Source organism: Bacteroides sp. CAG:633 (assembly GCF_000435115.1).
Lineage (GTDB): Bacteria > Bacteroidota > Bacteroidia > Bacteroidales > Bacteroidaceae > Bacteroides > Bacteroides ndongoniae.
Genome location: NZ_FR883079.1, coordinates 22843 through 36685 on the forward strand (window position 1 = coordinate 22843; position 13843 = coordinate 36685).

The 13843-nt window shown below is 50.3% G+C and carries 15 protein-coding genes; 6 read left to right on the plus strand and 9 right to left on the minus strand.

Going from position 1 to position 13843, the window contains the following annotated elements:
• The 5 genes from QVP67_RS08785 to QVP67_RS08805 all read right to left on the minus strand — a co-directional run.
• On the minus strand, positions 1-722 hold a 722-nt coding region (locus QVP67_RS08785), incomplete at its 3' end, for a DNA/RNA non-specific endonuclease (protein WP_288180055.1).
• Positions 723-785: 63 nt separating this feature from the next.
• On the minus strand, positions 786-1670 hold the full coding sequence (locus QVP67_RS08790) for a TraB/GumN family protein (protein WP_022163195.1): 885 nt from the start codon (positions 1668-1670) through the stop codon (positions 786-788).
• Positions 1671-1730: 60 nt separating this feature from the next.
• Positions 1731-2048, minus strand: coding sequence for a hypothetical protein (locus QVP67_RS08795; protein WP_022163196.1), 318 nt, complete (start codon positions 2046-2048; stop codon positions 1731-1733).
• Between the two features lie 375 nt (positions 2049-2423).
• Positions 2424-2921 carry a GNAT family N-acetyltransferase gene (locus tag QVP67_RS08800; protein ID WP_022163197.1) on the minus strand — a complete coding sequence of 166 codons (498 nt, stop codon included), beginning with the start codon at positions 2919-2921 and terminating at the stop codon, positions 2424-2426.
• Between the two features lie 32 nt (positions 2922-2953).
• Positions 2954-3226: a DUF4884 domain-containing protein gene (locus QVP67_RS08805; protein WP_441293838.1), complete on the minus strand. Its 273-nt coding sequence runs from the start codon at positions 3224-3226 to the stop codon at positions 2954-2956.
• Positions 3227-3531: 305 nt separating this feature from the next.
• Here QVP67_RS08805 and rbr point away from each other — a divergent pair, with 305 nt between their 5' ends.
• Positions 3532-4110 carry a rubrerythrin gene (gene rbr / locus QVP67_RS08810; protein ID WP_022163199.1) on the plus strand — a complete coding sequence of 193 codons (579 nt, stop codon included), beginning with the start codon at positions 3532-3534 and terminating at the stop codon, positions 4108-4110.
• Positions 4111-4202: 92 nt separating this feature from the next.
• Here rbr and nadB read toward each other — a convergent pair whose 3' ends face one another.
• Complete coding sequence (nadB, locus tag QVP67_RS08815; protein WP_022163200.1) at positions 4203-5792, minus strand: L-aspartate oxidase; 1590 nt, start codon at positions 5790-5792, stop codon at positions 4203-4205.
• 100 nt (positions 5793-5892) lie between these two features.
• Here nadB and QVP67_RS08820 point away from each other — a divergent pair, with 100 nt between their 5' ends.
• Positions 5893-6297, plus strand: coding sequence for a PH domain-containing protein (locus tag QVP67_RS08820; protein ID WP_022163201.1), 405 nt, complete (start codon positions 5893-5895; stop codon positions 6295-6297).
• Here QVP67_RS08820 and QVP67_RS08825 read toward each other — a convergent pair whose 3' ends face one another.
• Positions 6298-6930, minus strand: coding sequence for a hypothetical protein (locus QVP67_RS08825; protein WP_022163202.1), 633 nt, complete (start codon positions 6928-6930; stop codon positions 6298-6300).
• A gap of 190 nt (positions 6931-7120) precedes the next feature.
• Between QVP67_RS08825 and QVP67_RS08830 the strand changes: the two genes are divergently transcribed.
• Positions 7121-7870, plus strand: coding sequence for a LytR/AlgR family response regulator transcription factor (locus QVP67_RS08830; RefSeq protein ID WP_022163203.1), 750 nt, complete (start codon positions 7121-7123; stop codon positions 7868-7870).
• Between the two features lie 221 nt (positions 7871-8091).
• Here the strand turns inward: QVP67_RS08830 and QVP67_RS08835 are convergent, their stop codons facing one another.
• Both QVP67_RS08835 and QVP67_RS08840 read right to left on the minus strand, forming a co-directional pair.
• Positions 8092-9207 (minus strand): hypothetical protein, encoded by a 1116-nt coding sequence (locus QVP67_RS08835; RefSeq protein WP_416372148.1) that lies wholly within the window; start codon positions 9205-9207, stop codon positions 8092-8094.
• Positions 9208-9311: 104 nt separating this feature from the next.
• Positions 9312-10628 (minus strand): DUF4270 family protein, encoded by a 1317-nt coding sequence (locus QVP67_RS08840; RefSeq protein ID WP_022163205.1) that lies wholly within the window; start codon positions 10626-10628, stop codon positions 9312-9314.
• A 299-nt stretch (positions 10629-10927) separates the two neighbouring features.
• On the opposite strand from QVP67_RS08840, the gene QVP67_RS08845 reads away from it, so the two are divergent.
• The 3 genes from QVP67_RS08845 to lpdA all read left to right on the plus strand — a co-directional run bounded on the left by QVP67_RS08845 (position 10928) and on the right by lpdA (position 13790).
• Entirely contained in the window at positions 10928-11995 is a 1068-nt protein-coding gene (locus QVP67_RS08845; RefSeq protein WP_288180056.1) for a Kelch repeat-containing protein, read from the plus strand.
• Entirely contained in the window at positions 11988-12359 is a 372-nt protein-coding gene (locus tag QVP67_RS08850; protein ID WP_288180057.1) for a DUF4907 domain-containing protein, read from the plus strand. Before QVP67_RS08845 ends, QVP67_RS08850 begins: the two co-directional genes overlap by 8 nt.
• A gap of 75 nt (positions 12360-12434) precedes the next feature.
• A complete protein-coding gene (gene lpdA, locus QVP67_RS08855; protein WP_022163208.1) occupies positions 12435-13790 on the plus strand; it encodes a dihydrolipoyl dehydrogenase in 1356 nt (451 codons plus the stop codon).
• The last annotated feature ends 53 nt before the right edge of the window (positions 13791-13843 follow it).

Below are 13843 nucleotides of genomic sequence, written 5' to 3' on the forward strand. Positions count from 1 at the left end.
GGTTGCCGGCTGCCGGTGCAGAGAATGACTTTGAAGAAAGCGTCGGGGACGGCTATTTTATGCTTGCTTCCGATGGTGCGTGGCTGGCGGTTGTAGAAGATAGGGCCGCAGGCAATGTAGATGGGTCCTTCCTGTTCGGCCCAGCGGCGGCAGGCTTCTTCCAGTTCTTTCCAGTCGCCGCGGTTCAGGTTGTGGTTCTGTGGGCAGATGTTGGTCATGTAGAAACTTTCCTGCATGGCACGCCAGTGCCAGCGGTTGTCGCCGGCGGGGCACATGTGGCCGCGGTCCCAGCCCGAGTGTTTGTAGTCGTCGGTGGTGACGGCTTTGTCGGCGGGCAGGTCGGGGTCGGGCAGGAATTTGTCGGAACGGCTTTCGCGTTCTACCAGTTTGTCGCGGTTCAGCTCCCACGCCACCCAGTTGGGTATGTTCAGCCGGCTGTTGTAGGATACGGTGTAGCCTTTGCGCTTCAGGATGGTTTCGGGCACGTTCTTCAGCGGTGCAGGCAGTTCGAGGCCTTGTGCGTCGGTTACAGTGGACGATGGTTGCGTGGTGCTGTTCTGCGACAGGTTTTCATTCAGCAGTTGCGGCAGCCGGTCGAGGCGGATGTTGCCCGACTTCAGGGCATTGTTCAGCGGACCGTAACCGATGAAGGCGGCACATACCAGCAGAACAAACCATACCACACCTTTGGAGCTTTTCTTTTTCGATTTTCTTCTTGCCATGACGAGTCTCTAAATAAGGTTTCAGACTCCAAAGGTAGTGATATTTTTCGGACTTGGTTATACTTAATTCATCGGCTCTACCGTATAACCCTGTTCCTGAAGCAGCTTCAGCAAGCCACGCTGACCGGGCAGGTGTCCGGCACCTACAACAACCAGAGTGGGGGACTGCTTCATGATGGCGGGCAGTTGGCGGGCCCAGTCGGCGTTGCGGCGATATATCAGTGCGTCCATTTCTTCGGGGGTACTGTCGCAGGCATTGTTCACCTTTTCTTCGGTGATGGCGAGCAGTTCGTCCAGGTCTTGCTTCATGTAGGCCTGAGTCATGCGCAGGCTTTGGTCGATGCTCTGGTCGATATGCGTGGCGGTGCAGTGCAGCAGGAGCGCCTGTCGTGTCAGGGCTTGTGAGTTGTAGAGGACGTCTACTTGCAGGGCAATGCTTTCCAGTCCGCCTACTTTCTTTCCGGCCTGCCGTGCCTGTGTCTGAAACCAGGTGTCGAGCTGCTCCTGCGGGTTGAATCCCTTCAGCGATTTCATGGCCAGTGCCACGGCCAGCTGGGTGGTGATGGCAGCAGGTTTCAGCTTATTGAACAGGGCAAGGTCTACGCCCATGTAGTTCTTTACTACAGCAGCAATGGTGTCGTATTGTGCCTGTGTGAACAGGCTTTTCAGTGTGGTGTCGGCCGGCAGCATCATGGCTTGCTGCATCTTCATCATGTTTTCGGGCTTCATGGCTTCGTCCATTACGAGTTCGCCATACACCTGCTCAGTCTGGTCGATGGCCTGTTGCAGGGCAGAGATGCTGTCCTTGATGCTGAGCGGAGCCAGGTGGTGTGTACCCATGACGTACGAGGGACGGTCGAGTCCGTTGCCCGATACTTTCCATAACAGTTGCGCCTGAGCGCCGAGGGCGATGCAGAGAAGCATCACAAGTGCGAGTGTCTTTTTCATTGCGGTCATTTTTTTATGGTTTTGTTTCATTAGTCGTTGCAGAGTTGTTTTTATTGCAGGCTATTTGTCTTTTGTGAATTCTATATTCCTTATTGTAACGATTGCTATTGCAATGGTCAGGAGCAGGGATATGCAGGCGGCAAACAGGACAGCTTGCCAGAAGTGGTCTTTTATCAGATAGATGAATGCCCAAAAAGAGGTGAAAGCGGTAAGTGCGCCTGCGTAGAAACAGCGTTGAAAAGATAAGGGATTTTTCAGCGGGCGTATCGTCTTTCCGCAGTGCGGGCATCGGATGCTGAAGTGGGTACTGATGAAACAGTACTTCAGTCGCGAGGCGATACCTATTGGTTCGGAGCAATAAGGACATTGATTTTTCATCGCATATCTGTTAATGGGTTAAACTGTCTTTTCTTTCTTTTGCTGATGCAAAGTTAGGATGAAGTCGAGAGGATTTAGGTTAACGTTGCGTTAATGTCAGGTTAACGTTGGCGATGGTAGAAGTGGATGCCGTGAAGGCCGCTTGTGATGCGGTTGTAGAACACTTGTACGGCTCGCAAAGTCCACGAGTATTGTCTGCAAAGCCCACGAGTATTGCAAGTGTTGCTCGCGAGCCGTACAAGTGTCCCACAAATGGAATGCAAGTGTTGCTCACGAAGGATGCAGACGAGGAATTTTTATGGTTCACGTTTCATAGCAAAACAGCTCATAATAAGCACGTTGCTGTGAAAGGTCACGCATTGGGGACGTTTCGGCTCAAATGTCGATGCCCATGATGTAATCGTTCATATAATATCCGTTTCCGATGGGGAAGTCGCCTTCGCGCACTTTTGTCATGCCCATGTGCTGGTAGAATCCTAAGGCGGGGTTGTGGCGGTTTACGTTCAGTTCCATGCGGCAGGGAGCGGGATGCACTTCCTTGATGTATCGGATGGCTTCGCGGAAGAGGAACTTGCCGCAATGTGCCTTCTGAAAGTAGGGCAGTACGTATATCTTCTGCAGGTGAAACAGGTCTTCGCCTTCGGGCTGTACGGAAACGTAGCCTGCCGCTTCGCATTCTTCGTAGGCGATGAGGTAGACGTGGCCTTCTTCTTCCATCTGCTTGCGGATGTTTTCGGGCGAATACATCCAGTCCATCATGTAATCTATCTGTTCGGGTGTAAGGATGCTGCGATATGTGGCAGGGAATACCTGCTGCGCCAGTTTCTGAATGAGTTCGCAGTCGGCGACGGTTGCTTTTCTGATAGTGAACATTTGTGGTTTCTTTTTAATGGTTATTTGTGACTTTATTCAAGCGCCTTTTGCGGGAAAGCCTTTTTCACGAACGTGCTGTCGTTCCGTTGGCGGTAGGTTACGGTTTGCCGGCGGGTGGAATCGTTGGGGATGGCGGTCACGTCGCCCTGAGTGGTGAAGTACACGTAACTGCCCGACCACGAGTCGTAGAAGCGGTATACCCGGCATCCGTCGTGCTCGAAAAGGTAGCTGACACGGTAGTCGGGATTGTTGGCCGATTGGGATTCTGAAACGGAACGTTGCATGACGCAAGAGGTGACGGCCATGCCTGCCAGCAGCAGGAAAACAGAGGTTCGGAGAAGTTTTTTCATTTTTATGGTTATTGTTTGAACCCAAAGATACACAGATTTGTTTCTATTTCAGGTATCTTGCCGGACAATTATTGTTAACATGCAGATTGACGTCTGTGCCTGTCGCTTTTTTTGTTGCAGCACGAAGCCGATAGATTTTCTTTATCGGGCGATAGAAAAATCCGATGGAATTTAGTGCCGGATATCACAATATGTTTTCATACATTTGCAGCACAAGAAACAATCAATACAGAATATTAACCTATTAAAAAGAAACGATTATGACTAAGAGTATCAAAGGAACCCGCACAGAGAAGAATCTGATGACTTCATTCGCCGGCGAATCGCAGGCACGTATGCGTTACACTTACTTTGCCAGCGTGGCCAAGAAGGAAGGTTACGAACAGATTGCTGCCATCTTCCTGGAGACTGCCGAGCAGGAGAAAGAACACGCAAAGCGTATGTTCAAGTGGCTCGAAGGCGGCATGGTAGAGATTACAGCCAGCTATCCCGCAGGTGTGATCGGTACAACCCTCCAGAACTTGCAGGCTGCCGCTGCCGGCGAGAACGAAGAGTGGTCGCTCGACTATCCCAAGTTTGCCGACATCGCCGATGAAGAAGGTTTCCCCGAAATCGCCCTGATGTACCGCAACATCGCTGTAGCCGAGAAAGGACACGAAGAGCGTTATCTGGCTTTCGTGAAGAACATCGAGAATGCTACCGTATTTGCCAAGGAAGGTGAAGTGGTATGGCAGTGCCGCAACTGCGGATTCATCTATACAGGTAAGGAAGCTCCCGAGCTGTGCCCTGCTTGCCTCCATCCGCAGGCTTACTTCGAAGTGAAGAAAGAAAACTGGTAAGATACGGATTACCATAAACAATCAACCCCATTGGCGGAGCCGGAACGGCCGCAGCCAATGGGGTTGCTGTTTTTAGGGGGAGGAGAGGGATATTATTTCTTTCCTTCAGCCTCGTCGGCATGGTGCGGATAGTCTATGGTGTAGTGCAATCCGCGGCTTTCCTTACGCTCCATGGCCTGCTTGGTGATGAGGTAACCTACATTGATCATGTTGCGCAGTTCGCACAGCTCGCGAGTGGCCTTGCAACTCTTGAAGAGTCGTTCTGTCTCCTCGTAGAGGATGTCCAGACGGTTCCAGGCACGGGTCAGACGGACGTTGCTGCGTACGATACCCACGTACGACTCCATGATCTGATTTACTTCCTTCATGCTCTGTGTGATGAGTACGCGTTCTTCGTTACTGATGGTACCTTCATCGTTCCATTCGGGGATGTCGTCGTTGAAGTCGTAACGTTCGAGCACACTCAACGCATGTTTGGCAGCAGCGTCGGCATAGACCACGGCTTCGATGAGCGAGTTCGATGCCAGACGGTTACCGCCGTGCAGGCCTGTACACGAACATTCGCCGATGGCGTACAGGCGGCGGATACTGCTCTGTCCGTCCAGGTCGACTTTGATACCGCCGCAAAGGTAGTGGGCGGCAGGTGCTACGGGGATGTAGTCCTTGGTTATGTCGATGCCAATGCTGAGGCACTTCTTATAGATGTTGGGGAAGTGACGTTTAGTTTCTTCGGGATCTTTGTGCGTAACGTCCAAGTAGACGTGGTCCTCACCGCGTTGTTTCATCTCGTTGTCGATGGCGCGTGCCACGATGTCGCGCGGAGCCAGTGAGAGGCGAGGGTCGTACTTCTGCATGAACTCCTTGCCGTCCATGGTGCGGAGTACGCCGCCGTAACCGCGCATGGCTTCGGTGATGAGGAAGGAAGGACGGTCGCCCGGATGATAGAGTGCCGTGGGGTGGAACTGGATGAATTCCATGTCCTTCACCGCTCCCTTGGCACGATAGACCATGGCAATGCCGTCGCCCGTGGCAACCAGCGGATTGGTGGTATGACGATAGACGGCTTCGCAACCTCCTGTAGCCATCACGGTCACTTTAGAGAGGAAGGTATCTACTTCGCCCGTAGCTTCGTTCAGTACGTAGGCACCGTAGCATTTGATGCCCGGTGTGTAGCGTGTCACGATGATGCCCAAGTGATGTTGCGTGATGATTTCTACTGCATAGAAGTTGGTGAATATGGTGATGTTGGGATGCTGCTTCACGGCTTCGATGAGTGAAGTCTGTATTTCGGCTCCCGTATTGTCCTTGTGGTGCAGGATGCGGAACTCCGAGTGTCCGCCCTCTTTGTGCAGGTCGAAGTTTCCGTCTTCTTTCTTGTCGAAGTTGACGCCCCAGTTGATGAGTTCCTTGATTTGGGCAGGTGCATTACGTACTACTTTTTCTACCGCCGCGCGGTCGCTGATCCAGTCGCCGGCAATCATGGTGTCTTCGATGTGCTTTTCGAAGTTATCCACGGCCAGGTTGGTTACCGAGGCGATGCCTCCTTGTGCAAAATAGGTGTTGGCCTCTTCCATTCCGGCCTTACAGATGAGGGCTACCGTCCCCTTTTCCGCCACTTTCAGGGCAAAACTCATACCGGCTATACCTGAGCCGATGACGAGGAAATCGAACTTTCTTACCATAATGTATATTATTAGCAATTGCAAAACTACAAAATAAGTGCATTGCTTGTGCGCTTTCCTGCTGAAAATACATACCTTTACCGCAAAAAACAAAGAAACTATGGATAGAGTGTTCCATGCCCGCATTGCTACGGGCCGTTACTTAGCGTTACTTTTGTTTACCTTCATGCTGGTCTATTGCCTGTGGGTGAAGTACATTTTGATAGCTGTCCTGTGGGGCATTCTGTTGCTTCATTTCATCGAAAAGATTATTCACACTACGTATACGCTGACCACCGACGGCCGTCTGCTGATTTATGAAGGGCGTTTTTCGCGTCTTCGTGAGCGTCCGTTGTCCGAGGTGGTATCAGTAGAACGCCGTTCATCCATGCAGGTAGCGGGCTGTGCACTGGTGCGCTACGTGCTGATCACTTATCGGGATGGCAAGCACGACGCCCTCCAGCCGACGGATGAGGAAGAGTTCATACGGGTGCTGGAGAAGCGGCAGCGGGAATGCGGCTTGTAGTTACTCAGAAGCCGATGAGGGAAGAAAAGGCTCTACAACGGTTTTTGATTTTGTGTGTAAAGCTTTCGTATAGGTGAGCTTGCCTTTAAACTGTTTTGTTTTTTCACTGAATTCATCTTTCAATGTCAGCAGGTAGGTGTTGCGTGTTTCTTCGTAATATACGGTTATCTCGTAGGTCACTTGATTATTAGGGAGGACATTTGTGCTTTCTTTGATGCGGAAAAAGCCGGGATATTCGCTGTAACCTTCGCTGTAATAAATGGTATCTCCCAAATAACAAATAGGAAGACTGTCGCAACTTTCGATGTTGAAAGCCTGTGGATCGTTGCTTTCCCAAACGACTTTTGTTTTGGGATCGGTTGTTGTAGAGAAGTTGATTGTAGCTTCTGTTGGGTTTTCAAAGACTGTAGGAGCTAATTTTTCTTCGAATTGTCTGGTGCCGTCTCCTTCTTCCTCGAAGAACTCGATGTGGGAGAATACATAGTTTTCGGGTCTTGCGTCGTCATCCGAACAACTTGCAAGAAGGATGCAAAGCATACCTGCAATTAATGGAAAGAATCTCGGTGTTTTCATGATATTGAGTTTAAACAAGTTTACAGGTATAAAAATAGCTTTTCTTTTCGGATAATCCAATCTTTTTCTTTCTGTTTAACATATTCTGTCATAAAACCTATGCCGATAGATTAGAAAATAGATAGAAGAGATGTTCTCAACGGAAGCAAATTGTTTTATTTTTCTGAATAAAGCTTAAATATATTTCTTAGTTTGCAGTCTTTTAGGGATCACTGCGTCCATATCATGCAGAATAAAAAAACTGAAGAATATGGAATTGAATTGTGCGATTTTGCATGCCGACCAAGAAACGATTAACAGACTGGAGGAATACATCGGTAAAGTACCCTTTTTGTCGTTACGCGGTAAATACACTAATCCGCTGGAAGCATTGAAAGAGTATTATGAAACGAAAGTAGAAGTCTATTTTGTCGGTATCTGCCAGGAATATGAAGGTGGAATTGGCGGTATGGATTTTTGCAGAATGCTTTCTTTGCCTACCCGTGTGATTTTTGTGGCGGAAAGCAGCCGGTATGCAGCCGAATGTTTTCGGTTGGATGCTTTGGACCATCTGGAAGGCGAGGTAGAATTTTCCATTTTCTTTCAGGCAGTCAATAAGGCTGTACGTTGGTTTGCTTTGCAGAACAGTCCGGTGGCCGAAGGAGTGGTTCAGAAAATGGCAGTCGAAGATGCGCCCCGTATGATTTATGTCAGGTCGGATAACCGGATTATCAGGTTGGAACTGAGTGAGATTAACTATATCGAGGGTTTGGGCGATTATGTCAAAATCTTCTGCCGGAGAAGTTCGAAGCCGGTTATCAGTCTGTGCAGTATGAAGTATCTGGAGGAAAAACTGCCTGCGGACGAGTTTATACGCATACACCGCTCGTTCATTGTCCGTAAGGGCTGCATTGATGCTATCGGGCGAAGTTCGGTCATAGTCGAAGAGAAAGATGTTCCGATTGGCGATGCTTATCGTGAACGGTTGAAGCATTTCATTTCGCGATTGGCTGTACTGTGACCGATTCAGTTGGTTAGGAGTAGTTCCTTATAGACTTTCAATATTTGTCCGGATAGTAGGCAACATTCCTCCCGAAGGTAGGCGACCTTCGGGTTGATAGTAGGCAACCTTCGACAGGAAGGCAGGAAGTATTCGTTATCGGATGTGAATATGTTTTGTCATTATACATATTCTTTTCCTATTCTCTTTCCAATAAAGCAGATTTGTTCCTTTTTATCTGTTTATTTCAGTTTGAATTTCGATATCTTTTCGCCGAAGGTCAGATTCAGGTTCAGGCTGAAGCGGTTTTCTTGCATCAAGTTGCTGCGCGAATTGATTTGTTTACGCCAGGTGGCACCCAACGACAGGTAGGAATAACGTATCGGAAAACTTACGCCTATGTTGGTTTCGAGATAGTACATCTTACCGTTTTTCAGGTTGATATATGAGTTGCTGAACCCCAGACCACCCATAATTTCGGTGCATCGCGGCAGGCGTGGATTGGTAGCGTAGATACCTCCAATGTTGACTTTGTGCTGGTTTTCGTATTTCATCGAAGTGTACGACGATACGTTTCGGCTCCAGTCTACATAATTATAGTCGATGGCAGTTGTCCAGTGTCCATTGTGGAGCGAGATACCTGTGCCGATGTGCATGGGCAAGTATTGCGTAGGACTATGGTAACTTTTATCAAGGCTTTCGCTGGTAGACGAGTTGGAGTAAGTCAGTGTGTTGTCGTGACTTATTTTCATGGAAGGGGCGAATACCAGTCCGAACGACCATGTACGTTGTCGATGGTCGGCCAGTTCGTAATAGATTCCCAAGTCTGTGTAGAAAGCTTTCTTGGTGGATTCGTATTGTACAACGGCACTTTCCTGGGTTTCGCTTTGTGTGGCTGTGCCCAGTACCATACCCAAGTTGATACCTACAGACAGCTGGGGTGTCAGAGCAAAGGCGTTGGTGATGTAACAGCGGTACAATCCTCCGGTACCTTCGAATGATGAGTAGGTATAAGCACCCGGATCACCTTCTATTTCTTCTTCTGTCTGTATCAGATAACCTATGCTGCTATAAGGCGATGCTCCGATCATGGCATACCATCGGGGCAGGACGCGGAATCCCAGACTGAAACGGTTAGGATTGCCGGTCAGGCTTGAGCTGTTGTCGCTAAGGAAAGAATAACGTGCATAGGCAGCCGATGCACCCAGATCGAAAGTGAAGCAAAGGGTATCCATGTGGGTGATGGCGGCTGGGTTTAGGGTGTTCTGGAATCCATTGCGGTTCAATGCGATACCAATATTTCCCATACCGGCATAACGTCCGCCTTCACCGTTGTTCAGTTCGCCAATGCCGTACATGGATGTAGGCAGGTTGGTGGTGTTCTGTGCCGGACAGAACAGGCAGAAGAACAGGCATATGCCTGACAGTATGATGATTTTTTTATGATTGTGTTTCATAAGTTTCATTGCTCGTTATAGATTTTTATTCTGATATCAAGTCTGCATTGCCTGTCTTTATCGGGAGCATTGGTGAATACCACCTGATTGAAAGTAGTGGCCATTTCTCCTTCTTCCAGGCTCATCAGCAACTTTTGCCGTTTGTTGCCCCATGTTCCGAAATTGTTTCGGATGAACTGGGTCATGTCAAAAGAGTAATAGGTTTCGCGGCCGTACATTTCGTCTATGGTCAGGTTGCCAGTCTGTACCGTTACGCCGTCGCTGCCATAGACATAATCTTCCAGAACATTGTTTTCGTCGGTGATGTAAAGTCGCAGTTCTTCGGGGAGCTGACTGACTTCATTGTACGAGTGTGCCAAAGGATACAGGTAGAGGGTAGCACTTTCTATCGAAACTATTTCTCCTGCGCTTTGCAGTTCGTTCAGGTCGGGAAACTCGATTTGATTGTAGTAACCCGTCAGTCCTTGCAGATAGGCACGGTAGCCCATACTGCTGGCATGAACCAGATTTCCGATACCTCCGCTGATGCTGTCGAGTGAAGTGTTTGTGGTGTTGTGGCGAACGCTGGTATATGCATATTCGCTATTGACGCTGAAGGTCAGTTTGCTTTCGGTAGTTTGGTTGGAGATATCGCGGTAGTGCAGGTTGATGCTCATCGAAGAGTCGTTCACCAGAAAGCCGGTGATGCAGCTACCATCAAGATCGGCTACAAGAGCAAGACCGGGAAACGTCTTCTTAAAGTTTTCCTGTGAGTTGAGATAATCGTTCTCGGTAAGGATGTCGTTGAACAGTTGTTGGCCCATTGCGTCGGGCAGGCGTACCGTTACTTCGCGTTGCCGGCCGGGTTGCGGCAGATAGCTGAAGCGAGTCAGTGGGGCATCTTCCGTAGCCATGATGGTGGTATTGTACAAGTCTTCGTCATTGTCGAGCACGATGGGTGATTTCAGCCGGTAGACTGATATGTACTGGGGCGTCAGCGTATCGCCCCAATAGTGTCCGCTGGGAATCATGCGCAACACCAGTGAGTCGAACTGGTAATCGTGCCCGCTGGAGGTGCTGAAGGAGTTTTTCGAGTATTCGGCACAGTAAGTGGCTGACACTTCGCCCCACAGGGTGTCCTGATAGTGGCCGAATTGGCAGATGGTGTCTTCGCGCGTTTCGATGGAGTCCAGCAGAATGGTGCTCAGGTCTACCGTGCAACTGTTGGTGAATATGTTGTAGAATGAGCTTTCTACCAGACTGCTCCCTAAACTGGAGTTATTGTCTTGGCAGGCGTAGCATACGATGATGGCCGCAAGCAGGCTATACAATAGTTTTCTCATAGTGTTCCGTTTTCACTTTTTTCTGCAAAGGAAAAGGAAAAGTAGGGCATGCTCCTATCAAAATCGGCGGTTGGGCCATTTTTGCCGTTAAACGCTTCGGACGGTTGCCTGAAGGGCGTTTATCGGATATTGACCCCTGTTGGTCGGTTCTTTTTGCATACATCCGGAGCATGGTCTATTTTCGCCACGCAATGCAGACGGGGAAAAAAGGATAATTCGCGAGTTCCTTTCCCTCGATTGCTGGGCAAACAGCTTACGGAACATGAATTAAATCATTAAACAAACAGTTTTATATGTATATGAATCGATTATTATTGGGAATGATGCTGCCGCTGGTCCTGCTGGCCGGAAGCAGCTGTACGGACGATGACGAGTACACGCAGGGACAATGGATGAAGCGATCGGGCTTCGAGGCCGAACCGCGTGCCTATGCCTGCAGCTTCACCATCGACGAGAAGGGATACTTGTGTGGAGGTTTTCGTGGAGCAAATAAAGAATATATGAATGACCTCTGGGTGTACGACATGAACAACAACAACTGGGAACAGCTGGCCAACATGCCGACCGTAGGCCGCAAGTATGCTACGGGTTTTGCACTGAACGGGAAGGGATATGTGACTACAGGCTCGGTGAAAGACGGAAGCTACTCGAACTATGTGGCCGATACGTGGGAGTATGATCCGGTTTCGGACTCGTGGACGCAGAAAGACGATTATAAAGGAGGTCCGCGCGACGGTGCCTTGGCATTTGTGATAGGTGGATATGCTTATGTAGGTACGGGCTACAACGAAGACACACAGGGCAGTTACAAGGACTTCTACCGTTTCGATCCCAATGCGGCAGCCGGCTCGCAGTGGACGAAAGATGCCGGTAACGGCGGAGGACCCGAAAAGCGTGCCTATGGTACGGCTTTCGTCATCAACGATGTGGCTTACGTGTGCTGCGGCACGGATAACAGTACCAATCTGAGCGACTTCTGGAAGTTTGACGGAACTACTTGGACGCAATTGCGCGACATTGCCAATACGAACAGCGACGAAGACTATGACGACGATTACGCCATTGCCCGTTATAGCACAGTGTCTTTCGTCATCGACGGTTATGCTTACATTGCGACCGGCTACCGGAGCGGTGTGACAGCCGACTATTGGAAGTACGATCCCGATCAGGATTTGTGGTACGGCGACTCGGATGACGACTTTACGCCGCTGACCGACGTGCACAATAACTATTCGGGAGCCTCTTCACGCGACGGAGCGGTATCGTTCTCGAACGGAAAACGGGGCTTTGTGCTGACCGGACAGTCGGGAGGCAGCTACTTTGACGACGTGTACGAACTGTTGCCCGACGAGCAGGAAGATGTATAATGCAAAGAAGGAAAAAGAAATGTATCGTGTGAAGCTGACGTTTATTGTGAAGACGGGTATGTTGTCTGTAATGGCAGCATACCTTTCTTGCTGTATGGGTGGTTCGCGCCCAGCCGGGGCGAACGAGTTGCGTTGCCTGACGTTGGAAGTAAATGGAGGGTATGGTTATGCGATTTTGTGTGGCGAAGATACGCTGATTCGCCAGACCCGCATACCGGCCATTGGCGGAGGAAAGGCGTTTGACACCCGCCGCGATGCCATGCAGGTAGGGAAGCTGGTTTGCCGGAAACTGTTTGATGGAGAATCGCCTTCGGTCACTCCCGACGAGGTGAAAGAGGCCCTGAAACAGGCGCGCAACAAATAAATCTATGGCTATGCTGCCCGTATTTGAAATACTTGTTGTATCTTGCGAGCAAATATCTTAAAACGTTAAAATGCCATGGATAAATATCAAATTGCCATTATCGGCGGAGGTCCTGCGGGATATACGGCTGCCGAAGCTGCCGGAAAGGCAGGAATGAGTGTGGTACTTTTCGAGAAAAACAGCCTTGGAGGCGTCTGTCTGAACGAAGGCTGCATCCCTACCAAGACATTGCTGTATTCGGCCAAGACGTACGACGGCGCACGCCATGCGGCGAAGTATGCCGTTTCGGCAGAGAACGTCGGGTTCGACTTGCCTAAAATCATTGCCCGCAAGCAGAAAGTGGTGCGTAAGCTGGTGCTGGGAGTGAAGGGAAAACTGACCGCCCACGGTGTGAAGATAGTGACCGGCGCGGCCGAAGTGGTGGACAAGAACCACGTGCGTTGTGGCGAAGAGGTGTACGAATGCGACAACCTGCTGCTCTGCACCGGTTCGGAGACCTTCATTCCGCCCATTGCGGGAGTCGACACCGTGCCCTACTGGACGCATCGCGATGCGCTCGACAACAAGGAATTGCCCCAATCGCTGACCATTATCGGCGGCGGAGTCATCGGCATGGAGTTCGCTTCGTTCTTCAACAGTCTGGGCGTGCAGGTGACGGTTGTCGAAATGATGGATGAGATTCTGGGCGGTATGGATAAAGAGCTTTCGGCCCTCCTGCGTGCCGAGTACGCCAAGCGTGGTGTGAAGTTCATGCTCAGTACGAAGGTTGTTTCGTTGGCGCTAGCCGAAGACGGCAGCGGACAGGTGCAGGTGAATTACGAGAACGCCGAGGGCGCCGGTTCAGTTGTGGCTGAGCGGTTGCTGATGAGTGTGGGCCGTCGTCCGGTGACGAAAGGTTTCGGACTGGAAAATCTGGAACTGCAGAAGACCGAACGGGGTAGCATCGTGGTGGACGAACACATGCAGACATCCCTGGCGGGCGTATACGTCTGTGGCGACCTGACAGGTTTCTCGCTGCTGGCACATACTGCCGTGCGCGAAGCCGAGGTAGCAGTCAACCACATTGCCGGCAAGGAAGACGCGATGAGCTACCGTGCCATCCCCGGTGTGGTATATACGAATCCCGAGATAGCCGGCGTGGGCGAGACCGAAGAGTCGCTGCAACGGAAAGGCATCGCGTGCCGTGTGGTCAAGTTGCCGATGGCTTACAGTGGTCGTTTTGTGGCCGAAAACGAAGGTGTCAACGGAGTATGCAAGCTGTTGATTGCCGACGATGACACCATTCTGGGCGCACACGTGCTGGGCAACCCGGCCAGCGAAATCATCACCTTGGCAGGTATGGCGATAGAGCTGAAACTGACTGTGGCAGAGTGGAAAAAGATTGTTTTCCCGCATCCCACAGTAGGCGAGATTTTCCGCGAGGCACTGTGAGTTTGAGAGACACTTGTACGGCTCGTGAGCCACACTTGCACGGCTCGCGAGCC